This is a genomic window from Belnapia moabensis DSM 16746, from assembly GCF_000745835.1.
Lineage (GTDB): Bacteria > Pseudomonadota > Alphaproteobacteria > Acetobacterales > Acetobacteraceae > Belnapia > Belnapia moabensis.
In genome coordinates this window covers 1-25,623 of record NZ_JQKB01000046.1, presented here as the reverse complement: position 1 = coordinate 25,623, position 25,623 = coordinate 1, and the positions used below count along the sequence as shown (strand labels likewise).

At 65.0% G+C, this 25,623-nt stretch carries 15 protein-coding genes; 8 read left to right on the top strand and 7 right to left on the bottom strand.

The window, feature by feature from the left end:
• The 4 genes from EP26_RS21280 (at window position 1) to EP26_RS36860 (ending at window position 14,243) form a co-directional block, all read left to right on the top strand.
• On the top strand, window positions 1-5,085 hold the full coding sequence (locus tag EP26_RS21280) for a DNA methyltransferase family protein (protein ID WP_043341664.1): 5,085 nt from the start codon (window positions 1-3) through the stop codon (window positions 5,083-5,085).
• 15 nt (window positions 5,086-5,100) lie between these two features.
• Window positions 5,101-11,517 (top strand): DEAD/DEAH box helicase, encoded by a 6,417-nt coding sequence (locus EP26_RS21275; RefSeq protein WP_043341662.1) that lies wholly within the window; start codon window positions 5,101-5,103, stop codon window positions 11,515-11,517.
• A 4-nt stretch (window positions 11,518-11,521) separates the two neighbouring features.
• Window positions 11,522-13,636, top strand: coding sequence for a UvrD-helicase domain-containing protein (locus EP26_RS21270; protein WP_043341661.1), 2,115 nt, complete (start codon window positions 11,522-11,524; stop codon window positions 13,634-13,636).
• Between the two features lie 205 nt (window positions 13,637-13,841).
• Window positions 13,842-14,243, top strand: coding sequence for a recombinase family protein (locus EP26_RS36860; protein WP_084112727.1), 402 nt, complete (start codon window positions 13,842-13,844; stop codon window positions 14,241-14,243).
• 356 nt (window positions 14,244-14,599) lie between these two features.
• Here the strand turns inward: EP26_RS36860 and EP26_RS21260 are convergent, their stop codons facing one another.
• The 7 genes from EP26_RS21260 to EP26_RS21230 form a co-directional block, all read right to left on the bottom strand.
• On the bottom strand, window positions 14,600-15,037 hold the full coding sequence (locus EP26_RS21260) for a DUF488 domain-containing protein (RefSeq protein WP_043341659.1): 438 nt from the start codon (window positions 15,035-15,037) through the stop codon (window positions 14,600-14,602).
• Window positions 15,037-15,654, bottom strand: coding sequence for a DUF488 domain-containing protein (locus EP26_RS21255; RefSeq protein WP_043341657.1), 618 nt, complete (start codon window positions 15,652-15,654; stop codon window positions 15,037-15,039). Before EP26_RS21255 ends, EP26_RS21260 begins: the two co-directional genes overlap by 1 nt.
• Window positions 15,651-17,300, bottom strand: coding sequence for a dual OB domain-containing protein (locus EP26_RS32215; RefSeq protein ID WP_052389468.1), 1,650 nt, complete (start codon window positions 17,298-17,300; stop codon window positions 15,651-15,653). The genes EP26_RS21255 and EP26_RS32215 overlap by 4 nt, the downstream gene beginning before the upstream one ends.
• Window positions 17,301-17,512: 212 nt before the next feature.
• Window positions 17,513-17,854 carry a hypothetical protein gene (locus EP26_RS21245; RefSeq protein ID WP_043341656.1) on the bottom strand — a complete coding sequence of 114 codons (342 nt, stop codon included), beginning with the start codon at window positions 17,852-17,854 and terminating at the stop codon, window positions 17,513-17,515.
• An 88-nt stretch (window positions 17,855-17,942) separates the two neighbouring features.
• Window positions 17,943-18,908, bottom strand: a complete 966-nt coding sequence (locus EP26_RS21240; protein ID WP_043341654.1) for a tyrosine-type recombinase/integrase — start codon at window positions 18,906-18,908, stop codon at window positions 17,943-17,945.
• Window positions 18,909-18,921: 13 nt separating this feature from the next.
• A complete protein-coding gene (locus EP26_RS21235; protein WP_211259500.1) occupies window positions 18,922-19,332 on the bottom strand; it encodes a type II toxin-antitoxin system VapC family toxin in 411 nt (136 codons plus the stop codon).
• 21 nt (window positions 19,333-19,353) lie between these two features.
• Window positions 19,354-19,593, bottom strand: a complete 240-nt coding sequence (locus tag EP26_RS21230; RefSeq protein WP_043341652.1) for a hypothetical protein — start codon at window positions 19,591-19,593, stop codon at window positions 19,354-19,356.
• A gap of 678 nt (window positions 19,594-20,271) precedes the next feature.
• Between EP26_RS21230 and EP26_RS38500 the strand changes: the two genes are divergently transcribed.
• The 4 genes from EP26_RS38500 (at window position 20,272) to EP26_RS21215 (ending at window position 25,618) form a co-directional block, all read left to right on the top strand.
• Window positions 20,272-20,541 carry a helix-turn-helix domain-containing protein gene (locus EP26_RS38500; RefSeq protein ID WP_052389467.1) on the top strand — a complete coding sequence of 90 codons (270 nt, stop codon included), beginning with the start codon at window positions 20,272-20,274 and terminating at the stop codon, window positions 20,539-20,541.
• Between the two features lie 136 nt (window positions 20,542-20,677).
• Window positions 20,678-21,217 carry a toprim domain-containing protein gene (locus tag EP26_RS38640; protein WP_084112725.1) on the top strand — a complete coding sequence of 180 codons (540 nt, stop codon included), beginning with the start codon at window positions 20,678-20,680 and terminating at the stop codon, window positions 21,215-21,217.
• A gap of 40 nt (window positions 21,218-21,257) precedes the next feature.
• Window positions 21,258-22,799, top strand: a complete 1,542-nt coding sequence (locus EP26_RS21220; protein WP_052389466.1) for a hypothetical protein — start codon at window positions 21,258-21,260, stop codon at window positions 22,797-22,799.
• 2,273 nt (window positions 22,800-25,072) lie between these two features.
• Window positions 25,073-25,618, top strand: a complete 546-nt coding sequence (locus EP26_RS21215) for a helix-turn-helix domain-containing protein (protein WP_043341650.1) — start codon at window positions 25,073-25,075, stop codon at window positions 25,616-25,618.
• The last annotated feature ends 5 nt before the right edge of the window (window positions 25,619-25,623 follow it).

Genomic DNA, 25,623 nt, shown 5'->3' with positions numbered 1-25,623 from the left:
ATGCCCGTCCTCGAAGCCGTCCACACCTTCGCTGGCATCACCAACGAGAACGAGTTCTACAGCCACCACTACCTGGCTGAGGTCCTGAAGGGCGACATCAAGGCGCGCCTCGACGCCTGGGAGGCCGCCGAGGCGGAGCACCCCGGGGATGACGCACACCGAGCCCCTTTCAAGCGCCTGCAATCCTGGGCGCAGAAATGGTTCAGCCTGCGTGGCCAGATCCAGCGCGCGCGCGACAGCGCAGAGCGCTGGGACGTCTTTTCGCAACTGCAGGCCGGCCTGCTACAGGCGCTCGGCTACGCCGCCCCCACGGCTCTGCCGACCCCGCACGAGCTGGTCCCGGGATCTCCAGTGCCGTTCTGGCGCCTGCAGGTCCCGCGCCTCGCCGTCATCCCCGCCTATCAGCCGGGGGCTGAGGATTCGGACCTGCTTGACCAGGAGCTGAGGCCCCTTCACTACGCCGGCGAGGCGGTACCACAGCCTTTGCAGGGCGAGCCCTGGGCAGAACTGCTTTCGGACGCGGTCTTCGGTGCCGAGCACCCGCCTCGCTACGTGCTTCTTGTTGGCCTCGACCAATGGCTGCTGCTGGACCGCTACAAGTGGCCCAACAACCGCGCACTACGCTTCGACTGGGCCGAGATCCTCGACCGCAAGGATTCCGACACCCTCAAGGCCTGCGCGGCCTTGCTGCACAAGGACTGCCTGACCCCGGGCGAGGGCAACAGCCTCCTCGAGAGCCTGGACGAGAACGCGCACAAGCATGCCTTCGGCGTTAGCGAGGACCTGAAGTACGCGCTGCGCGAGGCGATCGAGCTTCTCGGCAACGAGGCCGCCGTCCAGCTTCGCCAGAAGGCGGCGGAAGCAAAGAAGGGCTTCTTCAGCGGAAAGGACCAGCTGGACCCTTCGGACCTCAGCCTCGAATGCCTCCGCATGGTCTACCGGCTGCTCTTCATGTTCTACATCGAGGCGCGGCCAGAACTGGGCTACGTGCCCATCCGCAAGAGCGAGGTCTACCTCAAAGGCTACAGTCTGGAGAGCCTGCGCGACCTGGAACTTCAACCGCTGAGCTCGCCACAGGCGCACGATGGCTTCTTCTTTGATGCGACGCTGCGCCGTCTGTTTACGCTTGTATCCCGGGGCTGTGGTTTCACAGTGGCGAACCAGCAGCTCGCCGCTTCCGTGGCTGGCGCCAAGGACACCTTTGCTCTAGCGCCGCTCGACAGCAGGCTGTTCGACGACACCGCCCTGCCGCTGCTCAACAAGGTGCGCTTTCCGAACCATGTGTGGCAGCGCGTGATCCGCCTGATGTCGCTGAGCCGCGGCCAGGGTCGGGGGCGTCGCAGCGGCCGCGTGAGCTACCAGTTGCTCTCCATCAACCAGCTGGGCGCGGTGTACGAGGCCCTACTGAGCTACCGCGGCTTCTTCGCAGCCGAGGACCTTTACGAGGTGAAGCCCGCGCCAAAGAAGGGGCGAGCCACCGGCGAGGACGAGAGCGAGGAAGGAGCAGAGAGCGACGACGAGGAGGGCGAGGCCAAGGACACCCCCTCCTCTCGCCGCGGCCGGGTGGGCCAGAACGGTGACGACAAGCTGGAGAACGCTTGGTTCGTCCCAGCCCGCCGGCTCAAGGAATTCAGGGAAGAAGAGCGCGTCTATGACCTGGACGAGAACGGGCACCAAAAGCTGAGGAAGCACGATAAGGGTAGCTTTATTTACCGCCTCGCCGGCCGCGACCGGGAGAAAAGCGCCAGCTACTACACCCCTCAGGTGCTGACCCAGTGCTTGGTGAAGTACGCGCTGAAAGAACTGCTCAACAGCGAGCGCGTGCGGAAGGCCGACGACATCCTGACTCTGACGGTCTGCGAGCCCGCCATGGGCAGCGCTGCCTTCATTAACGAGGCAGTCAACCAGCTGGCCGACGCCTATCTCGAGCGCAAGCAGCAGGAGCTGCGTCGCCGCGTTCCGCATGAGGACTTCGCGCAAGAACTACAGAAGGTCCGCATGGTCCTCGCCGCCCGGAACGTGTTCGGTGTGGACCTCAACCCCGTCGCGGTGGAGCTGGCGGAGGTGTCCATATGGCTCAACGCCATCTACGGCGAGACCGACGGCGAGGGTCGCCCGCTGGCCGCGCGCGTGCCCTGGTTCGGCTACCAGCTCTTTACCGGTAACAGCCTGATCGGCGCGCGCCGGCAGGTCTACGACGCGAGCAGCCTGACGCGGGGCGCCAAGCCGGCCTGGCACGAGGGGCCGCCCCGCCGCGTCACTGCCGATGCGCCGCGTAATGCCGACGAGATTTGGCATTTCCTGCTGCCCGACCCCGGCATGGCCGACTATACCGACAAGGACGCGAAGAAGCTTTATCCGGAGCACTTCGAGCAGCTGAAGGCGTGGCGCCGCGCCTTCACAGCGCCGCTGCAGTCGTACGAGATAGCCCGGCTGCAGCAGCTCAGCTCTAGGGTGGAGGAGCTGTGGGAGGAGCACATCAACGCGCTCGCCCGCGACCGCGCCCGCACCGAGGACGCGCTGGATATCTGGCCGCACACCAAGAAGTCGCAGGACCAAGCGCATCCCGTGCTTACCCGCGCGCAAAAGGAGGATATCCGGCGCCAGGGACTGCTAAACGAGGATGGCGACCTGGCCACGCCCTTTCGCCGGCTGAAGCTGGTGATGGATTACTGGTGCGCGCTGTGGTTCTGGCCGATCACCGCGAGCGCTGAACTGCCGAGCCGCGAGGCTTGGTGGTTGGAAGTCGGCGCGATCCTGGAAGGCAACGTCGTGGACGTCGCGCCGCAGCAGGAGTTCGATCTCCAACCACTGCTGCAGAACCCTGGCCCGCTGCTGGTGCCCGAGCGCCAGGGCACCCTTGCCGGTCTCGAGACCCAACTGCCGCTACGCCATGTCACTGAGCCGCCGCGTCTGCACGACCGCTTCGGTCAGCTGCGCATCAGCCGCATGCGAGAGCACTTACCGAGGGTCAAGCAGGTGGAAGCGATCGCCGCGGCGCGTCGCTTCATGCATTGGGAGCTCTGTTTTGCGGATGTGCTGATCCATCGGGCCGGCTTCGACCTCGTTCTTGGTAACCCGCCATGGTTGAAGGTCGCCTGGAACGAGGCGGGAGTGCTCGGCGAGGCTGATCCAGTATTTGCCATCCGGAACGTCAGCGCCTCCGAGCTAGCGAAGCTACGTGCCCAGGCTTTCCATTGTCACGCAGGGCTGCGCGAGGCATGGACGTCCGAACTGGAGGAAGCGGAGGGGACGCAAAGCTTTCTAAACGCGGTGCAGAACTACTCACTTCTTCAAGGAATGAAAGCGAATCTTTACAAATGCTTTATGCCGCTAGCTTGGAGTCTGAATTCTCAACACGGCATCTCTGGACTGCTGCATCCCGAGGGACCTTACGACGACCCGAAAGGCGGGAATCTCCGCGCGGCGCTCTATCCGAGATTGCGGGCGCATTTTCAGTTTCAGAATGAGTTGCAGCTCTTCGTGGGCACGAACGATCATGGCCGCCTACGCTTCGGCTTGCACATTTACGGTCCGCCACGTGCTGAAGTAGACTTTGACCATATCTCTAATCTCTTCACACCGAAAACGGTCGATGCTTGCTTTCAGCACGATGGAACAGGCGAAGTCGGAGGCATTCGGGACGCTGCTGGGGCTTGGAACACGGTAGGTCACGCCAAACGTATAGTCCGCGTGAACGACGAAGCACTGGCGGTGTTTGCTCAGCTCTACGGTTCACCGGATATTCCAGCGCGTCATGCGCGCTTGCCAGGGTTGCATGCGCAGAGTCTGAGCAGCGTTATGGCTAAGCTTGCGCTTTGGCCTCGTCGCATATCTGATCTGGGCCAAGATTGGTTTTCTACAGAATTTTGGAACGAAACAGGCAGTCAGAAAGATGGTACTATTGTGCGGAGAGCTGCCGGAGATGTAGGATTTCCTGAATGCCTTCAAGATTTAGTAATGAGTGGCCCTCATTTCTACGTGGCAAATCCGTTTAGCAAGACGCCAGACCGAATATCAAATACTCGGGGCGCTTACACTGCAATCGACCTTTTGGACCTTCCCGACGATTATATGGCACGGACGAACTACAGGCCGATGCAAGACCGCGCGACCTACGTGGCTCGCATTCCGCGCGTCACCTGGCGAGACACGAAAGATGGTCAAAGAAGGCCCGTCACGAGCTACTACAGAATGGTAAACCGTGAAATGATCGTATCGTCCAACGAGCGGACGTATATCAGCGCGCTGGTGGCGCCCGGAGGCGCGCACGTCAACACTGTTCTTGCGCATGCGTTTCGAAATCCGCGGGATCTTTGTGCTGCTTTGGCGTGGTCACATTCGGTCGTGACTGATTACCGTGTGAAATCTACCGGCATGGGGCACGCAAATTCCACCCTCGTCGGTCAGTTGCCCATACCAATTTCTTGGGATCCTGCAGTGGTAGCCCGGGCTCTGGCTTTAAACTGCCTTACGACCCGATACAGTGACATATGGGAGTCGGTTTTTGATCTTCCTTTCACCGAATTAAGCTGGACTCAGCCCTCCAATCCTCGGTTGCCACAAGAGTTCTGGTCCAATCTGACCAGCACCTGGACGCGTCGCTGCGCGCTGCGCGCCGACTACGCGCGCCGTATGGCGCTAGTCGAAATTGATGTGCTTGTAGCTCAGGCGCTTGGCCTCGCGTTGGACGAGTTGCTGCTGATCTATCGCGTGCAGTTTCCGGTTATGCAGCAGTATGAGCGCGACACTTGGTATGACATCGAGGGCCGCATCGTCTTCACTAACAGCAAGGGCCTCGTCGGCATTGGTCTGCCACGCAAAGGCAGTCGCACGACGCCGCGGACACGCATCCGCACGCCGCACGGCAGGGCCCGCGAAGGCAATTTCGGCTGGGAGGATCTGCACAGAGACGATGAATTCCTTGTGCCTGACGGCACGATCGTCACTCAATGGGTGGCCGACGACACGCTGCCTGACGGCCCGCGCACGGTGGAGCGTAGCTACGTCGCGCCCTTCACCCGCGCCGACCGGGAGGCGGACTACCGTACCGCCTGGGCCTTCTTCCAAGCGCAGCAAAGCTGACTGAAGGGGGACCGCATGCTTCCGTCGCTACTCGCACGCGACATCCGCACGGGATTGAAGCAGTTCCTCGTCGCTGGCTTCGAGCCCGCCGACGCCTTCCTGCACGGGCTGATGACCCGCTTTGCGGAAGACGAGGCCGCCTGGCTGAAGGGTCCCTATGTCCAGTTGGGCCTGCCCTTCGCAACGGGCACTGCCAAACGCGGCTTCTTCCAGAACTTCGCGACCGAGCACCCCGCCTTCAGCCACCAGGAACAGGCGTGGCTGCGCCTCTCCAGCCGGCACCTTGGCGCCAGCACGCTGGTGGCCACCGGCACGGGCAGCGGCAAGACGGAGTGCTTCCTCTTTCCCCTCCTCGACCACTGCGGGCGCGCCCGCGCCGCGGGCGAGGCCGGAATCAAGGCGCTGGTCATCTACCCCATGAACGCGCTTGCCAGCGACCAGGCGCGACGCATCGCGGAGCTGGTGGCAAAGGTGCCCGCCTTCGCCGGCCTGCGCGTCGGCCTGTACGTGGGTGGCAACGCCGGCAAGCCGGGTCAGGGCATGGTGATGACGCCGACGGGTGTGATCACTGACCGCGAGACGCTGCGGAAGCACCCGCCTGACGTGCTGCTGACCAATTACAAGATGCTCGATTACCTAATGATGCGGCCGAGAGACCAGCCGCTCTGGGCGCATAACGGGCCGGCGACACTGCGCTACGTCGTGGTGGACGAACTGCACACCTTCGACGGCGCGCAGGGAACGGACCTCGCGCTGCTGCTGCGGCGCCTGCGCGCGCGGCTGAAGATGGACGGGGGCCAGCTGATTTGTTGCGGCACCTCCGCCACGTTGGGTGGAGCTTCGAATACCGAGCCGCTGCGCGAGTATGCGCGACAGGTGTTCGGTGTACCGTTCCCGCGCGAGGCGGTGATCACCGAGAGCCGCCTGTCGGTGGACGCCTTCCTTGGCGACGCGACCGTGGACCACATGTTCATTTGGCGGCCAGAACTCGACGCCGCGTTGGAACCTACGCAGTACGCGTTGCCGCAGACGGCCGTCCGTACCTGGTTCGGTTTATTCTTCCCGGAGCTGGCGCAGCCGGCCGCCGAGACCGAAACGCTCCACGACGACTGGCGCAGGGTCCTAGGCGAAGTGCTGAAGCGCCACCAGCTCTTCGTCAACTTACTGCGCGTCACGAAGGGCGGGGTGGTGAGCTACGCCGCGCTCACGGACGCCTTCTCGCGGAGCATGCCCACGGCCACGACCGAGCAAGTAGTGCGCGTGGTGGACGCCCTGCTGGTGCTGGTCGCCTGGGCACGTCGTGACGGCAACCAGCCCCTGGTGACGCTGCGCGTGCAACTCTGGGTCCGCGAGCTCCGTCGTATGGTAACAAAGCTGTCGAAGGATCCGGCGGAGGTGCGCCTGTGCAGTGAGCGCGACCTGCCGGGCGCCCGCGACGGGGTCTACCTCCCAATGGTGCAGTGCAGGCAGTGCCGCACGACAGGTTGGCTCTCCCGGATTGTCCAGGGCAGCAACAAGCTCTCCACAGACCTCGACGAAATCTACAACACCTGGTTTGGTCGTCGGCCTGAGGCAGCGCGTCTTTACCCGGCCACCAGCGTGGGTCGTTCACAGGTGGCGGGCATCAGCCAGTACGCCTGCGTGTCCTGCGGAAATGTGCAGCCGGGCGACGCGGCCTGCATCGCCTGCGCACATCACGAAGTGGCGCCCGTATTTCGAGTGACTGCGCAGCGGACGCAGGTCTCCGGTAATGCGCAGTTCACCCGACATGACGACACCTGCCCCGGCTGCGGCGAGCGCGGTGAGTTGCTGCTGCTCGGCGCCCGGAGTGCGACGCTCGGCGCGCAGGTGGTGGAGGCGAGCTGGGCCAGCGTCTTCAACGACGACAAGAAACTGATCGCCTTTTCGGACTCCGTGCAGGATGCCGCCCACCGAGCCGGCTTCTTCGGAGCCCGTACCTGGCAGAACAACGTCCGCACCGCCTGGGCGCGTGTGCTTGATGAGTTGCAGGTGTCCCGCATACCCTGGTCGGAGTTTCTTCTTCTCGTGGAAAGGCGCTTCGGCGAGCCGGGCTCGGTGCTCAACCTGCCCGCCGAGACGCTGATCGCTGAGTTCCTGGCGCCCGACATGACCTGGCAGCGCGACTGGGCTGAAGGGTTGCTGAAGCACGGGCAGCTCCCCCAGAACTCGCGGCTGCCCGAGAGGGTGAAGAAGCGCCTGCTCTGGCACCTGTTCAGCGACCTCACTTACCAGAGCCGACGAGGGCGGACGCTCGAGCGCATCGGCAAGGTGACAATCTCCGTGCCCTGGGCGCGAGTGGAGGCCGTCGCCGAGAAGCTCCTTCCGCGGTTCAGGGAGGAGTTCGGGACGCAGGGTCTGGAACTGTGGGTCCTGACACAGTGGCTCTGGGGCACCCTGGCGCACATGCGGCAGCGGGGCGGCGTCATGCATCCCGAGATGGGGACGTACGCCGCCGAGGGGAACGTTTTTGGCTTTGCTAGGTCGGCCGGCCGCGCCGAGTGGCTGCCGAAGATGGGCGAGCAGACGCCCCGCCCAGTGTTGCTCACCCTTGGACAGCATCGCTTCTTCGACAAACTCACCGGCAACACCCGTGCCACGTGGTACGACAGGTGGGCGGCGGCGGCCCTGGGCCGACAGATGCTCATGGCGACTGGGATGGCTGCGGAGCTTTACCGCGTGGCGTTCCGAGAGCTTGTAGAAGATGGCGTCCTGGTGCGCACGGCACACCACCTCGGGGACACGCTGGCACTGAACCCTGAGGCGTTAGAGGTCGATACCGACGTAGCGTTCGTTGCCGCTGAGGGTAGCAGGCGTCAGCTCGCGCTCCCGAGGCAGGACGCGGAGCGCCTATTAGGCGCTCCCTGCCTCGACGCGGTCGATGCAATGTACGTATTGCTGATCCCCAGAGCTGCTGACTGGTGGGCAGGCCGCTTCAGCCGCGGGGACCTCCGGCGCGTGATCGCCGCGGAACACACCGGCCTGCTGGAGCGGCAGGAGCGCGAGGCGCTCGAGCAGCGCTTCAAGGACCGGCAGCCGAGGCCGTGGTACGAGAACCTGCTGTCCGCGACGCCCACCCTGGAGATGGGCGTGGACATCGGCGACCTGTCGTCGGTGCTGCTGTGCTCGGTGCCGCCGAACCAGGCCAGCTTCCTGCAGCGGGTCGGCCGGGCAGGGCGTCGCGACGGCAACGCGATGAGCACCACCCTGGCTGACGGCAACAGCCCGCACGACCTCTACTTCTTCGCCGAGACGGAGGAGATGATGGTGGGCGAGGTCGCGCCTCCGGGCGTGTTCCTCCAGGCCGCCGAGGTGTTGCGCCGCCAGCTGTTCGCCTTCTGCATGGACGACTGGGTCGCATCCCTGGGCAACCCCGCGGCACTTCCCGAGAAGACCTCGCCCGTGCTGGACGCGGTCGACCAGTCGAGGCAGGACCGTTTTCCGTACCTCTTCTCCGACCACGTGTTGAAGCACGAGCAGCGGCTCTTTGACGCGTTCGTCGGTCTGCTCGGGCCCGACGCCAGCGACGTCGTGCGTAGCCGCCTCTGGGACTTCATGCAGGGTCAGGGCGAAACTGACGGGCTGCGGTCCCGCCTGCTTAAGGTGCTGCAGGAACTTGTGGAGGAGCGCCGATCCTACAAGGCGAAGAGGGAGGAGCTCGATAAAGCCAGGGCGAAGGCCCAGCAAAGGCCACAGGACGAGGCGACCCAGAAGGAGATCGAGGGCCTGGAGCGCGAGCGCGACAAGATGCTCCAACTGATCGCGGAGATAAACGGGCGCGACCTGCTGGGCACGCTCACGGATGCCGGCCTCATACCGAACTACGCTTTCCCCGAGGCCGGGATCCAGCTGAAATCGGTGCTGTGGAGGAAGCGAGGCAGCGACGAGCCGGGGCCGGGCGCCTACGTCACCCTGGCCGCGCAGAAGTACGAGCGGCCCGCGCAGTCAGCGCTGTCCGAGTTCGCGCCCGAGAATCGCTTCTACGCAAACCAGCGACGGGTCGAGGTCGACCAGGTGAACATGTCACTGGCGAAGACCGAGGACTGGCGCTTCTGCCCGAGCTGCCACCACATGCAGAACCTTGCAGTCGAGCCGGACATCCACCCGACCTGTCCGCGCTGCGCCGATCCGATGTGGTCGGACGGCGGGCAGAGGCGCACCCTGTTGCGCTTCCGCCAGGCGATCGCAAACAGCAACGATACCGAGGTGCGCATTGACGACAGCAGCGAGGACCGGGAGCCCAAGTACTACGTCCGCCAGTTAATGGCGGACTTCCTTCCGACCGACGTGCGGGAAGCCTGGCAGATACCGACGGGCGGCACGCCGTTCGGGTTCGAGTTCATTTCCCGCGCTGCGTTCCGCGACGTCAACTTCGGCGAGCTCGCGAGGCCCGGCGTGGACTTCAAGGTCGCCGGCCGGAAGGCGGAGCGTCCGGGCTTCAGGCTGTGCCGGCACTGCGGAAAAGTCCAGAAGACGGCCCGCTCCGGCGGCCGCGCGGCCGACCATGTCCACAGCTTCGATTGTGTCAAACACGGGACCGACGATCCCGGCAACCTTCTGGAATGCCTCTACCTCTACCGCGAGTTCGAGTCCGAGGCGCTGCGCATCCTTATACCTTACACAAAGCTCGGCGTAGACGACCAAGTGGTCCAGTCCTTCATGGCCGCCGTACAGCTGGGCCTGAAGCGGCGCTTCGGCGGCAAGGTCGACCACATCCGCATGGTGCTGCAGGACGAGCCGGGCAAGGACGGCGGCCCCCGCAAGCACTACGTGATGCTCTACGACTCCGTTCCAGGCGGAACAGGCTACCTGCACCAGCTGCTGGCGCACGACGCGAAGACGCTGGGTGACGTCCTACGGATGGCCCTGGAGGCCCTTACTGGCTGCTCCTGCAACGAGGACCCGGAGAAGGATGGTTGCTATCGCTGCCTCTACCAGTATCGCCTTGGGAGACAGATGGGGCTGGTCTCCAGGGAGACCGCTAAGTCCGTCCTGTCCGAGCTGCTGGAGGCGCTGAGCTCCCTAGTGCGGGTCGACACGATCTCGGACATCTACATCAATCCGAATTTCGACTCGGTTCTCGAGGCGCGGTTCGTCCAGAGCCTGAAGAAGCTGGGCGGCGTCGGCGGCCTTCCGCCCGTCAAGCTTGTGCAGGACATCGTAAACGGTAAGGCGGGCTACGTGCTGGAGGTCGGCGGTCAGCGCTACCGCATCGAGCCGCAGGTCGAGGTCGGCGGCCAAGATGGCGTGTCCGTGCCGAGCAAGCCGGACTTCGTCCTCTGGCCTTGGGCTGCCGGCTCCCGGCGCAGGCCAGTTGCGATCTTCTGCGACGGGTGGGCTTACCACAAGGGCAAGCTGCGGGAGGACGCGCTGAAGCGCAGCGCCATCCTCGCTAGCGCGCGGTACTGGGTCTGGTCGGTAACGCACCAGGACGTTGCCGCAGCGTTGGGCGGCAGCCTGACTACCGACCTGGAGTCCCCGCTGGTGGTGATGGCAAGGAACGACGGCGCAGGGGCACCGGCCAGCATCCCCCGCCCGCAGGAGAAGGCGTTCACGCAGAACGCGGTTGCGCGCCTCCTGCATTGGCTGGCGATCGGCCCTGGTGGGGCCACCGGGGACCACTCGCTGGACGTTATGCAGCGCGACGCTGCCGGGCTCGGCTTTCGCATGATCCCGTCAAGTTCGCAGGACCGCGCCGTATGCGAAGCCCAACGCGCGCAGGTCCTCCCAAAGCTCCCCCCTTACATCCGCGAGCCTGGCACCGGTTACGCACCGATGATGTCGCGGCCGAACGGGCCTGTTGCCTTGGTCGGCAGCTGGCCAATGGTGCTGGCGAAGGGGATGCCCGCCGCATGGCCTTGGGTGGCGCCGGCCGTCGCGGTGCTTGACGAGGCCGTGGCGGCTGACGAGGAGGCACTCCACGCCAGCTGGCGCCGATGGCTACAGGTCGCCAACGCGATGCAGTTCCTGCCGGGCTTCATCGTTGCCACGATGTCCGGGTTCGACGGGCACGACTACGACCATTTCTCTGGCCCTGCCGGCGCGCCCAATGCGCCGGCGGGCCCTCCGGCGCAGCCCGCGCTCAGCGCTGTCTGGCAGCAGGCCATAGAGCAGGCGCTACGGGCTTTGAGAAACGGCCTTCAAGTGCTGGCCCTCGCGGGAGCGCCGCCACCGGAGGTGGGAATGGAGTTGGCGGACGAGAGGGGGCGCGTCGCCGCAGACGCCGAGCTGGCTTGGCCAGACGAGAAGCTAGCGGTGCTGCGGCCCGACCAGGGCGACCTCGCCGAGAACTGGGAGCGGGCGGGGTGGAGAGTGGTCCGGCTGAACGATACGCTGAGGACAAGAGAGGGGCTACCCTGGGAGACGATGACCTCCGCGGCCCTCGGATTGACGCTGAAGAACGACGAGGACTGACGCCGTGACCCTCAAGCCCAAGGTAGCCCTTTCCCAGGACTTCCTGTTGCAGTTAGCGAAGCTTCCGGCCAGCATCCAATCGAAGGTGATGAAGTGGGCTGTCCAGTTCCAGTCGGACCCAACCAGCCCAGGCATCAACTATGAAAAAATCAACGGCGCCCGCGACCCGAACCTGAAGTCGGTTCGGATCGACCGCGACTGGCGCGGGATCGTGTTCAAACCGAACAGCGGCGACGTCTACGTGCTGCTCTACGTTGACCACCACGACAACGCCTATCGCTGGGCCGAGCACCGCAAGCTAGCCGTCAATCCTGTGACCGGCGCAATGCAGCTGGTGATCCTCGAGAGCGTGCCAGAACGAGCGCCCGCTGGCATCCCCGACATAGTCGCTCAGCCGGCGCCGATGAGTGTGTCGCCTGCGGCTGGCACGCCCGCAGAGCCGCTCTTTGCAAAGCTTAGCGACGGCGATCTCCTCGGACTCGGGGTCCCTGAGGACTCCCTCGGGGCAGTGCGGACCGTTGTCTCCGAGGAGCAACTCGACGCCATGCAGGGGCGATTGCCCGTCGAAGCTTATGAGGGCCTGTTCCTCGTGGCAGCGGGTGATACCGTAAGCCAGGTGCTGAGCGACCGCGAGACTCGCGTCGACCGCGTTGTGGACCCGGCGGACTTTGCGACCGCGCTGACAACCCCCGAGTCGATGTCGCGCTTCGTGGTCGTCGAGGACGACGAGGCGATGCTCGCCATCATGAACGCGCCGCTCGCGCAGTGGCGCGTCTTCCTTCACCCAACCCAGCGCAAGCTGGCGCGCGGTGATAGGAGCGGTCCGGTACGCGTGCTCGGCGGAGCAGGAACCGGTAAGACGGTCCTCGCGATGCACCGCGCCAAGTGGCTCGCCGAGCATAGGACGCCCGAGGGTAAGAAGGTACTGTTCACTACCTTCACCCGTAACTTGGCCGGCGACATCGAGCAGAACCTCAGGACGCTGTCCGGCGCGGAGGCGCTGGCCAAGATCGAAGTGAAGAATTTGGACGCGTGGGTGCACGGGTTCATGCGCGCACGCAAGCTCGAGCACCGCATCGTCTACGACCGCAGGCAGGAGGCAACGCTGCAGGCTTGGCAGGCCGCAATGGCCGTACGCGAAACGAAGCTCGACCTGTCGGACGACTTCTACGAGCAGGAACTCGAGCAGGTGATACTTGCCCAGGGTATCACGACACTGGACGAGTACCGGGTGGCGCGTCGAACCGGCCGTTCAGCGGTGTTAAGCCGCGCCAAACGGGACGCCGTGTGGCCGGTTTTCGAGGAGTATCGTGGCCAGCTCGCCTCCCGCAAGTTGAAGGAGGTCGACGACGCCTACCGCGAAGTGGCCGAGTTGCTGACGGGGGTGCAGGTAGAAGAGGGAGCCTACAGCGCAATCGTTGTCGATGAGACCCAGGACTTTGGGCCGCAGGCCCTGAAACTTCTTCGGGCGATGATTGCGAAAGGAGCCAACGACCTGTTCTTCGTGGGCGACGGACACCAGCGTATCTACAGCCGGCACCGCGCAGCCATGAGCAAGTGCGGGATCGACATACGTGGTCGCTCCCGGAAGCTGTACCTGAACTATCGCACGACCGATGAGATCCGGCGCCGCGCAGTGGCGCTATTGGAAGGGTGCGAAATCGACGACCTCGACGACGGACACGATGAGAGCCGCCTCTACAAGTCTCTGTCGCACGGGCCTGCACCGCTGGAGGTCGCGGCTGAAGGCCTCGAGGCCGCTGCGGCCCACGCTGTCGGATTCGTGGAGCGGTTTAGGGGCGGCCAAGTGGGCGGTGATGTGATCTCTATCTGCGTCATCGCGGCAGGCGAGAAGGGCCGCGACGCTGTCGCGGACCAGCTTCAGTCAGCCGGTGTGAGGTGCGTCACCATCTCGGCGCAGAACAACCACTCCGATGCGCCCGACGCCGTGCGCGTCGCGACGATGCATCGTGCGAAGGGCTTAGAGTTCGACGCCGTCGTTGTCGTCGCGCCGAGCAGTTACCTCGGACCGACCGACGATACGCTGGACAGGCGCAAGCTCATTTACGTGGCCCTGACGAGGGCCAAGCGCGCCGCCATGTTGATCCGGCTAGGCTGACGCCGAGGAACACACCCAGCGCCGATTGGGGGGCAATCCGCGTCGGAGCAGCGCCGGCCCCCCAGTGGACCATACTCGGCGCTTACGTTTACCCCGGTAACTAACCATTGTCGCTCCAAATAGTGCTTGTCCATTCAAGGCTTCACAATCTCTCAAACGGTCGTTTGGGGTTGAAAAAACGGTCCGGTCAAGCTCCGATCGCAGCATGGCCGACCCCGCGCCGCCCACCCGCTTCATCGCCTACCTCCGGGTCTCGACCGACGGGCAGGGGCGTTCCGGCCTAAGCCTCGAGGCGCAGCGCGCCGCCGTCGCGGCCCATACCGCCGGCCGCGGCTCCATCGTTGCCGAGCACGTCGAGGTGGAGAGCGGGAGGAAGAAGGACCGGCCGCAGCTCGCTGCGACGCTCGCGGCCTGCCGCGCGCTGCGCGCTACGCTCGTCATCGCCCGGCTCGACCGCCTGGCCCGCAACGTCGCCTTCGTCTCGAACCTCATGGAGAGCGGCGTCGAGTTCGTCGCCGCCGACATGCCGATGGTGAACTGCCTCACCGTGCACGTCCTCGCCGCGGTCGCCGAGGAGGAGGCGCGCCTGGTCTCGGCGCGCACGTAGGCGGCGCTCGCTGCGGCGAAGGCGAGGGGGGGTGCGGCTCGGCAATCCGCGTCTACTCATGGGCGGCGCGGCACTCTCGGCGTCGTGAAACGCGGTCCAGCACGAGAAAGCACGCCGGCATGCCGCCGCGGTCGCGCCATACATCGAGCAGGCACGACGCGCGGGTGCGGGCACGCTCGCGGCGATCGCGGAGGCCCTCATGGCCCGAGGTGTGCCGGCGCCGCGCGGTGGACGACGCTGGTCGCCCGCCCAGGTGCGACGGGTGGTCCTGGCGGCCGGGCAACCTCATGATGCGGGTCAGGGCTAGGCCTTAGGCTGAGGCTGCCGCCCAAGCCAGCAGCGGCGGCCGCCTGCTTTCAGGTGAGATGCCTCACTGTGACGTCGCCCCAGTGCTCCTGGAGGTACTCCGCGACCAAGCGGCGGTGACAGTGATGCGGCCCGTCCTCGCTGCACAGAAGACAGCCGCCGTCGAAGATAGAGCGGGGCAGACTCTCCTGGATCCTGCGTTCCCGCATCAGCCCGAGAAAGCGCCGCTCGTATTGCGGCCAGTCGCCAGTCTGCTTCCTGTAGGTGGCCAGCATCTCCTGCGTCGGGGCGAGCTCGGGGACGTGCACGTAGTCCATGGCTGCTACTTCTCGCAGAAAGTACGCGAGGTCATCCTTCTTGGCGAAGCCCGAGAGCTGCGAGACATTGTTGAGCCGCACATCCACGACGCGCTTCGCTCCGGACGCGCGGAGGAGGCCGAAGAATTTCTCTGCCGTCTTTCTTGTGAAGCCGATCGTGAAGACCTGCATCAGGTGTTCTCCGCATCGTTGGCCAGCTTCTCGTCCACGTAGGCGACCTTCTCCTCCTGCCGCGCCAGGGCCTCAGCGACTAGCTCCTCGCGTGATCGGAACAGATCCTCCCGCGGCAAGCCGGTAACGTCGAGCAGCCGCTCCATTGCCATCGTGTTCGGCTCAAGGCCACCATCGGCATGGATGTGAGTCACCTCAACGCCCTCCGCCTCGAGCGCGCGGGCTACGAGTAGCGTTCGATGACATTCCAACGGTTCCTTCTCGGCGCAGAGGCAAACGATGCGGTGCTCCAGAGCGCCGCGGCACAAACGCTCGATGCCCTGGCGAAAAGCCTCGGTGCAGGCCAGGCGCGCGTACCGCACGCGTCCTCCCTCGTAGCAGGCAGGATCATCGGAACGCGCGCCTAGCTCGCGCCCAAGGAAGACGTAGCGGATGCCTTCCGCCTTGAGGCCGCGCTCCAGTTCCACTTTATTATATTGTGGGTTGAAGCGGCTGAACGGGGCTGAGCGAACGTCAGCCACCGCCGTCACCCCATGCTGTCTCAGCAAGGCTAGGAACATCTCCAGCGGATGGTTGGAATGCCCGATGGTCAGGAGAGACTTCGGCTTTACGCTCATACGGCTGTGCCCGGGTCACGGGGGATGATGGCGGCGATTAGCTTGTAGCAGGCCTGCCGCTTCTCGTACGGCTCGCCAATGCTGATCGTCAGATAGCTCTCGCCCAGATCATAGTAGCCCTCCCGCTTCGCCTGGAACTGGTGCTCGTAGACCGGGTCCGTAACGCGAAGCGCATACTTATCTCCCGCGTGCTCGAAAAGCCCCTGCACACGTAGCTTTGGGTTTCCAAACGCCTCTCCAGGCCGGAACACGCGCAGACGGACTGCCGGTGCGTGGATGAGGCGCAGAGATGATCGGAGGAGCTTCGCGCGCTCCAGCGGGATCTCGTCGTTCTTCCCGTAGTAGGTGCTGTCCCCGTTGTGCCAGAGCGGCGCGACTGGATCACAGAAGTCAGCGAGCTTCGGCCACTCGAGCCGTCCCGTTTTCTTCCAGCATTCGTCGGGGTTCAGGCGCCAGTTCTCCTGCTGCCATCCGTCAGGGCATGCATCGAGCAGGGGCACCTGCAAGATGTCTAGCACCCCCGGCTCACCGCCGCCTTCGTATCGGCGCTCAGCGTCCGAGACCTCATGGCTGGAGCGCGCGCTGACCGGGCGCAGCCAGGCGCCGGCGCATCCGTCATCCCACTCCTTCCCGGCAATGCAGCGTCCCCCCGTCTTCCGCGAGTTGGCGAGGCAAAGGATTTGCTTGACGTATGCTGCCGCGAAGAGCCCGTCGATCTCGGCTGCACCGAGCTTGGCCGATTGGACGGACGCAAACGTCTGTTCCCACGTGAGTCTCGGTACAAGCCTCGGGGATTTCGGCGAGCTACCAAACCAAAGATCATAGAGACTCGCTTGTATGTGCGGCTGTCCCAGCCTGGACAACTCTTCCCAGAATCTCTCGCGCAGCCGGTCATTCGCCCGCAATTCCCGAAGGAGCCCAGAACGGAACTGATCGCGCTCCACCTTGATCTGTGCGACTTTTTGCTCGATTGCATCCCTGTGGATGTCGTCCGCGTAGCGCGGCGATAACGTGAAGTCGGGGACGGGGTGCGCGGGGAGAGGTCTCTTAGGTTCCAGCTTGGAGTCAATAACAGCGGAAATCTTCGCCCGATTCTCCTCGTAGATTTTTCGGTACGCCTCTCCTCTCTCCTTTCCCAGGGACTGGATATGTCTTTCGTGCTGCAGATGCCTCGTAGCGCGTTCCAGGGCCATCTCAAGCATCTGCCTCTCGACAGAGAAGGTGAGGCGCAATCCACCCGTCGCCTCAATGATCGCGGACTGCCGCGAGATGGCACCGTCGATACTTTGCAGAGAAAATTCAAAGGTCGAAGTTTGCGGCGTCGCAGTCGTCTCTACAGCTCGGGCTTCGGTTACTGAAGCCATCTGCCTTGGAACTGGGGTGGGAGCGCGCGGTGGAGACTTCCCGTCCTGCTTCGCCACCTCTTTCGGTGTTTCAGACCCGACGCTTTCCTTCGGGCGCAGGAGCATGTAGGCGCCCCACACGACCACAAGCTGCAGCACCATCAATCCCGAGGCAAATACGGCGACGAGGGTGAAGAGGGTCCAAGCCCAACAGGCTGCCAGGACATGTTCCTTGGAAACAACTCGCGTTACCAAGATCGTCGAGATAATGAGCATTTGGAAGAGGAGGATGCCTTCTGTCATTCGGCCTAGGCTCACTGCAAAAGGCTATAAACGCCGCATTGTTGCTAATTTGCAAGAGTCATCCTCGGTTGCAGGCGTCCCTTCATCATGCTCTAGGCACGTGCAAAACTAACTTTTGCTGGCCCACATATCATTGAAAAAACTATATATTCCCAGTCTGCCAACTTGTCCTTTCAGATTGTGAAGCTGCAGGAAAGAGGCAGGATCAGGACCTAGCTTTTCGAGCTCCTGATCCGCACCGGCGTCCAACCGTGGTTCGCCAGCTTGGCAAGGATGTCCTTGCCCAGGCTGACAGCGTCGCTGTAGTCGGGGTTTCCCAGGTCTTCAGGAGCGTCGCCGTAAAGAGCGATGATCAGCGCCTTCACCATCGCTTCCGCGCTCTCTTGCCGATCAGAGACTGGAGCCAAGGTCCAGCCCTGCTTTTCCAGCTCGTGTAGAGTGCCGTCTGTAAACTCGAGTTCGGCGTCACTGGCGGCTTCTGTATTCTCGGGGGTGTAGCCATGAACGCAGGAGACTAGGGCTTGCAACATGATCTCTCGGGCTTGCTTCGGCATATAGCGCCACTCCTTTGACCCGACCTCGTATCCGGCTCGGGTCAGAGTTGAGAAAATATGCTAGGAGGCTGATTGGAGCTCTGCGCCGTCACACCCTGATCCTCTCGACCTCGTCCAAGCTGATCTCGTCTCGACGCCTGTCATAAAGCTGGGTGGTGCGGGTGCTGGCATGGTTGGCCATGGCAGCGGCGTTCTCGAGCGTGCCGCCATTCTTTAGGTAGGCGGTGATCCCCGTCGCCCGGAAGGTGTGGTTGCCGATCCTGGTGCCGATACCGGCCGCCGCGGCGCGGCGCTGGACCATGGCGTAGACATTGGCCTGCGGCAGTGCCGTGCGCGTCAGCCGCCCGGTGCCGCGGCCAAGGGTGCGGAACAGCGGCCCCTTCGGATCGGCGCCGATGCCGGTGCCGTCGAGATAGGCGTGCAGGTACGCCTCGAGGGTGTGGTGGCATGGCATCTCGTGCCGCTTGCCGCCTTTCTCGCGTAAGCGCACCCAGAGTCGGTGGTTCTGGGTGAACACGTCCTCCACCCGCATCGCCGTGGCCGCGCCGACCCGCGCGAAGCTGTAGACCATGAGCGCGATCAGCGCCCGGTCGCGCAGGCCGGCGGGCGTGGCGACGTCGATGCTGTCGAGCAGCAGGCGCGCCTCGGCCGCGTCTAGCACCGGCGTCTTTCCCTTGAGGGCGCTGTGCCGCGGCCCGCGCACCGCGGCCGCCGGGTTGGCCGGCAGCACCTGGCCGGTCACCAGCCAGTTGAACAGGTGGCGCAGCGCCGCCAGGCGCTGCTTCGCGGTCGGGGCGGAGTGCTCGCGGGTCTGCAGCTCGATCCACGTGGCGACGTGCAGCGGCTGCACCGCGGCGAGCGACGGCAAACCGGCGACCGCGCACCAGTCCAGGAAGGCGCCCGCCGCCTGGCCGTAGGCGCGCCGGGTATGCGGGTTGCGGATGGCGGCGGCGAAGAACTCCAGGAAGCGTAGCCCCGCGCGCTCGCCGCTGGCGGCGACGAGGGCGGGCAGGGCAGGGGATCCTGCACCCAGGTCGATCAGGTCATGCGCCATCCCGGTCCCTCCCTCACGCGCCAATGGTCAGCAGACTGACACCGGCGGCCGTGGCGGCGGCGCGCAGCGGTGCGTCGCTCGTGGCCAGCGGCAGGCCGCGGCGGAGCGCCAGGTCGAGATAGCCCGCGTCGTAGGCTGTCAGGCGATGGGTCCGCGCGAGCTCGAGCACGGCGTCGAGGGCACGCGACGGCGCCGCGTCGTCCACGACGAGTGGCAGGCGCCGCAACAGCGCGACGGCCGCCACTAGGCTCGTGCCGTCGATGCGGCCGCGCCGCTCCGCCATGGCGAGGCCGTTCGTGCATTCGAGGAACCACAGCGCCGGCACGACGGCGCCGTGCTCCGTCACATGGTCGAGCAGCGCGTCGGTCGCAGGCGAAGCCTCGTCCTCGAACAGCCACGGGAAGGTGGCCGAGGCATCCAGCACGCAGAGGCTCATCGTGGCGGCTTACCGCAGGCCTTCGCGGATGAGCGCCTTGGGATCGAGGCCGCCGAGGCTGCGGCCGCGGCGGAACGCCCGGAACTCGGCTGCGAGCGTCTCGCCGGCTGCGGCGCGCGCCTCGGCCGAGGGGGCGGGCCGCACGGCGCGGCTGACCAGGCGCGCGACCCGCTCGCGGGTGGCGGGGTCTGCGAGCGCGGCCGCCACGTCGGGCTCGACCTCGAGGGTCACGGGAACGGTGGCGGGCATGGGGATGGCTCCTGGCCGAAGCCTAGCCGGGCGGGCGGCGTCGGGTCCAGCGCTACGGATGATAAAAGATATTATCATACATAATGGCGTGTGGGAGGAAGAGCAGAGCATCGCCGCCTGCCTGTGGTGATGGTGGATGGTGTGGCCCAGCTGATACCCGTGAACTGCGCCGGGCTTGCCCGCAGTGACCTGTCTTGGGTGGTCTAAATCCAAGCTCGCTTTCAGTTGGAGATGACCGCCTTCAATCCTCGCAGGCTTGTGAATTTTTGTTCGTAGCCCCATTCACTCGCACCGGCGCCGGACGTTAGGCACTGGAAAATAAGGAATAGGATTCAAAATAGGATCCTATAAGCCATTGTAGGGCAACAGAATTCGAAAGATCGGAAGAAATGCTTTATGGCGCACAAAGCGTAACTGGGGCATTTTCTGGTTCAGCTCTGGGGCCATGAGGCAGATCGCTGACTTGGCCAAAAGGAAACCCCTTGGGGGGCTTTCCCTGCAAACAGGGAAAGCCCCCGCCGTGCTGCTACACGGCGGGGGCCAGAGCTTGACTGGGATCAAGCGGCAGCACGGAGCCGCCGGAGTGAAGTCTATAGCCAAGCCGCGTGGCGGACAACATACACCCGCGCAAGGCAGCAACTTCCTCCGGCGACTTCGGGCGCCGCGCACGAGACATCCATGCCCCATTCAAAGTTGCAGCACGCAGAACCGCATGGACCAGCGGTGGTCAGTGAGTACTTGACACAAAGCGAGATCGCTAAGCGCTACAAGTTGTCCGAGCGCACGATCGAGCGCTGGCGCCTAATCGGCGAGGGGCCGCCCTTCGTCAGGGTCGGACCGCGCCGTATCCTGTACCGGCTGACAGATTGTGAGGCCTGGCTGGCCGAACGGACGCACCCTGACCGTGCCGCCGAACTGGCACGGAAGCGCCGCCCAATCTTCGCATAACGCAACCCGCGCGGCACGGCCGGGCGGGTTGCGGGTGTCCCTGCGGACAGCTGGTCGATGACAGGTCGGCCGGAAGCGCTGCTATGGGCGTGCTCCGCGCCGCCGCTGCTAGCCGCGCTCTGAGGAGCGCAGCATTATGATCGAATTAATTATTCGCTCGCTTGGCGGTGCCGGTGGCGCCGTGCCGTTCGCGTGCCGCCGGCAGCACCGTTCACTCGCATGGCGTTCTCAGCGCCCGACCATCGGTAGCCGTGCCACAATGGCGAAGCGCACGGTGGCAAAGCCGTGTGGCTTGGCGAGGTCGCACCTCACTTACTTCAAGCACGCGGTAGCCGCTGGCCGCAACGTTCCTGCCGTGCCCATTCCCGCGACGCTCCACAGGACGTGCCGCGGAACATGCGACGCTCTCTCCGCTGGCCGGTTGCTCGGGGCGCCTGCTTGGTCGGCCATCTCCGCCAGCAACTTGATCAAGCGGCTTGCGCTGCCGGCGGCTGTGCGGACCGCGGTCATCGCCGCCGATCACAACGAAGCTGGCCAGCACCCTGCGTGGGAAGCAGCCCGTCGTTGGCGGGCCGAGAGTCGCCCTGTGCACGTCGCCACGCCTGACAACCCGAGCACCGACCTCTCGGCTTGTGGCATCGCTGCCTCGGTGGGGGTGCAGCATGGCCTCAACTAACAGTTTCCCCGTGTGCGACACAGTGGAGATTGATCCGCACATGGCAGTGGTGCAGGGCCAAGATAAGTCTCCGCTGGAGACTAAGAGCGAGAAGATCATTGCGGTGGTGCTCGACGCCGGCGCCACGTTCTGGCGCGACTCGTCCGGGGAGGCCTTTGTCACCATACCAAACGAGGGACGCATCGAGCGCTATCCGGTCCGCTCGCGCGACTTTCGTAACCTCGTCCTGTTGCTCTACGGGGACGCTCACCCGGCAGCAACAAAGGGAGGCGGCACGCGGCCTGGCTCGGCGTCTCAGCACTCACTTAATGACGCCCTGGGCGCTTTCGAGGCGCTCGCGCTCCGCGGAGCAAAGCGCGAGCCGCGCCCGCGCTTGTGCCGCGGCGAGGGCAACGAGGTGTGGCTAGACCTTGGCGGGCCGGACTGGCGTCTGGTGCGGATCACTCCTGAGACCTGGCAGCTCGTGGGTGGGGCAGACGTGCCTCTGCTGCGCCCCTCTGGCATGAAGGCAATGCCGGAGCCTGTGCGGTCGCCGTGTGCCCTGCAGGCATTTCGTAGCCTGCTGAACTTCGGTTCGGAGCATGACTTCCGACTGGTTGTGGCGTGGCTGGTGGCAGCGCTGCACCCCAACGGTCCATATCCTGTGCTCGCGGTAGACGGTGAGCAGGGTAGTGCAAAATCCACGTTCTGCAGGGTACTACGCCGATTGGTCGACCCGAACCGCGCCGATGTGCGCGCTGTGCCGCGGGAGGAGCGCGACCTCCGCGTCGCCGCCACCAACGGCCGGCTGGTCGCACTCGACAATCTAAGCGCCCTATCGTCCGAGATGGCCGACGCACTCTGTCGCGTGGCCACCGGCGGCGGCTTTGGCGAGCGGCAACTCGGCACGAATGGCGGCGAGTTCGTTGTCTACGTCTGCAACCCGGTCCTGCTGAACGGCATTCCTTCGTTGCTGACCCGAGGTGACTTGGCCGATAGGGCGATCGCCCTGACACTGCCATCGATCCCGGACGCGGCGCGGCGGACGGAAGCGGAGATCTGGCAGAACTTCGACGCCGCCGCACCCGGCATGTTGGCGCTGCTGCTGGATGGGCTGGCACTGGCGCTGAAGGATGCACCCCGCCTGCACCTGCCGCGGCTGCCCCGTATGGCGGACTTTGCCAAGATCGCCTGCGCTGCGGCCCCGGCGTTCGGCTGGACGACCAACGACATGCTGGATGCGCTGGAGCAGAACCGGGTCGGGACAGTCGCCGGCGTGATCGAGGCCGATCCCGTCGCGGTGGCGGTGCAGGGTCTGGCGGAGCAGAACGGCGGCTGGTCCGGAACCGCAAGCGAACTACTTGCCGCGATAAATCGGGACACACCTCAAGAGCGCCAGCGCGAACGGGGCTGGCCGAAGGACTCCGCACGCCTTTCGGGGCATTTGAGACGAGTGGCGCCCGCGCTCCGGCGTGCCGGGGTGGAGGTGGCACAAACGCGGACGAGCACCGCTCGCCTCGTCTCCATCTCTGCTGCAGGCGGGCGAGAAGCGTCATCAGCGTCACAGCGTCACACCCCAATTCAAGATGGCATGACGCTGTAGCGGCGCGTGACGCTGATGACGCTGTTGAGACACCCCCAGAAACGGTAGCCGCGGCGTAGGAGACGTTGTGATCGCGACACGCGACACATCTCGCCCGCCTTGGCGAGGCCGGCCTGTCGTGGCGGCAGGAGGGTGGCGGGACGCTGGCCTGGGTCAGCATCCATCGATGACGTCGTCGCGGATAGCAACTGCCGGTCATGGCAACAGACCGGTGTCTGCCAAAAAGTCCAGAACGATCTTCGAGCCATATGAGAGGAGCGGAACCGTGGTAGAGACGTGGCTGGTTAGCGGCGTTCCGGAGGATCTGACCAAAGCAATCTCCGCCGCGGCCAGTGCGCGCGGGCTAACGGTTGGTCGCCTCGTCGTAGACGCGCTCCACGCGCACTTGCGGCGGTTGGAGCAGCTGGAATCGCCGCAGCTCTCCCATACCGAAGCCTATCCAATCTCCGACATTCTAGAGCGTCTAGAGGTTCTCGAGAGGCGAATGCGGCCGAAATCCAGGCCTGCTGCCCCTAGGCTGATGAGCAGCGCGGAGCACTCCTCTTCGCGGGCGGCGCTTGTGGACCGCGTCGCCGCGCTGGCCATGGCAGGAATGCGACCCGAGGTAATCGCCGCTGCCACCGGGGTGAGCCGGGCATCGGTCTACCGTTACATAGCCAAACGGACTGCGCAGCCGACGCCCAGCGGACCAAACCCTGCTTCGGTTTCGGCGTCCACCTCCGAGCATTGGGCACCCCGCACAGGGACAGACCACAGCAGTGCGTCCCCAAACTCGCAGGGTCGGGCGACGAGCGGGCACCCAAGGCGGTCGCCAGCTACACCGCCAAGTTCAGTGAGACGCTGGCGCTCTAGCCAGCAGGCGGACCTCTTTGACGCAACACCGCCTGGAGCGGCAGGTCGATGACTGAGCGCCAACCGCCCGCCCCCGCCCGCCTCGATCCGGCCAGGGCCGAATCGCCTGAGGCACGGACCTTCTCCTGGAAAGACCCAGCAGATTTTTCAGAGCAAGAGGCACGACTGCGACGCCTCCAGATCGTTGCTTGCATGGGGCCACCGGGGCTCGCTCGTATAATGGCTGACATCTATGTGGAGCAGGAGGCGCAGCGGGCCGCGGCAGTGACTTGTGCCCCCGATACCCCTGCCGAGCAGGATACAACCGCCGCATCCATGCCTAGCGAAGTACCCCTGCCGAGGTCCGTGGGACGGTGGGGGCACAAGGCCCGGATGGACACGTGCATCCACGAGGCTGGCCACGCTGTGGCCCACTGGTATGTAGGCGTCCCTTTCGGCGAAATCCGGGTGTGTTCCAGGAGGGAACCACCGTTCAACCCGGAGGACGGGCCAATAGCGATGACGGCGGGTGCTGTGTCGGGCTTCGCCCTGGTACCGCCACGGCGGGACTGGCTTGCGCGGGCGGCGGCAGGAGACGCGGAGGCGCTGGCCCGTGGTCGCGCAGCTACCGAGATGGAGATGTTCTGCGCCTACGCCGGTCCGTTAGCGGATGCGGGGCACACACGGCGGTACATCCTCCGACGCCCGGGGGAACAGCCCATCCGGCGCTACTGGCGGCTCGATGCGGAAAGCATCCTTCACGGTGGGGGTGGCGAGGGAGATTGGGCCCTGATTGAGACCGATATCGCCGATTGGCCGGAGGGCATCGCCATGGCGGCCCGTGCTCGCCGGCTGGCTCAAGCCTTCGTACGAGGCCGCGCGGCATGGGATGCGATCCAAGAGTTAGCGCGAACCGTGAGTCTTGAGCTCCGATTGGGTTGGGCCGAAGTCGATGCGATCGTTAGACGACACTTCGGCCGCCCGTCACCCGGGCCGACCGACTGGATGCTCCACTGGCCCCCACTGGCGATGGCCGTCCGGGCAGGTAGCCTTCCGCCGCGATCGGATGGAATACCGCCAGCCCGCCCAGCACCGCCCCTGCTGCCTGCCGCGCCACGCACCGGCTGACGACGACCGTCTCGTCCGCTCTCCAGAGTGCAGGCGGAAGATGAGACGCCGTGTGCCGGGCATTTCGGCGTTGTCTCAACGCGCAATCCAAGGCGGTGCCTCGTGTTCGCACGTGTTTGAGGCATGAGCCGGAATCTGCTCAAATGTCTCACATCTGTCTCATTGCAGCGCCCCGAACTTGTGGCTCGCAGCGGATTTCGCCCGACTACCCTATGCTTCGATCCAGTTATACCAAGTCTCGGAGAGCGTGACTCGCTGGGGATTCCCGGGACGACGGCGCTCTGATTCAACGTGGCGAACAGGGGAGCTTCGCCATGCCCATCCCACTCCGAGCTGACTTTGACGCGGCTGGGCTTCGTGCTGCGGCTCGACGGACCAAGGATGCGGCCCAGGCACGTCGCCTGTTGGCCTTGGCAGCCATTTACGACGGAGTGTCGCGCACGGAGGCCGCCCGGATCGGCGGGGTGACGGTGCAGATCGTCCGGGACTGGGTTGTTCGGTTCAATGCCGAGGGTCCGGCTGGGCTGATTGACCGTAAGGCGCTGGGCCAGGCATCGCGGTTGAGCAGCACGCATCGTGCGGCTCTGGCGGCGGTGCTCGAGAGCGGCCCGATACCGGCCATCCATGGCGTGGTGCGGTGGCGGCTGGTCGATCTCTGCCAGTGGCTGTGGGAGGAGCACCGGGTCACGGCCGCCAAGCAGACCATGAGCCGCGAGGTGCGGGCCCTTGGCTACCGCAAGCTCTCGGCACGTCCTCGCCATCATGCGCAGGCGGAAGACGCCATCGAGAATTTTAAAAAACCTTCCCCGCCCGCCTGGAGGAAGTTGCGCGTGAGAAGTGCGTCGCCGCCAGCGCCATAGAGATC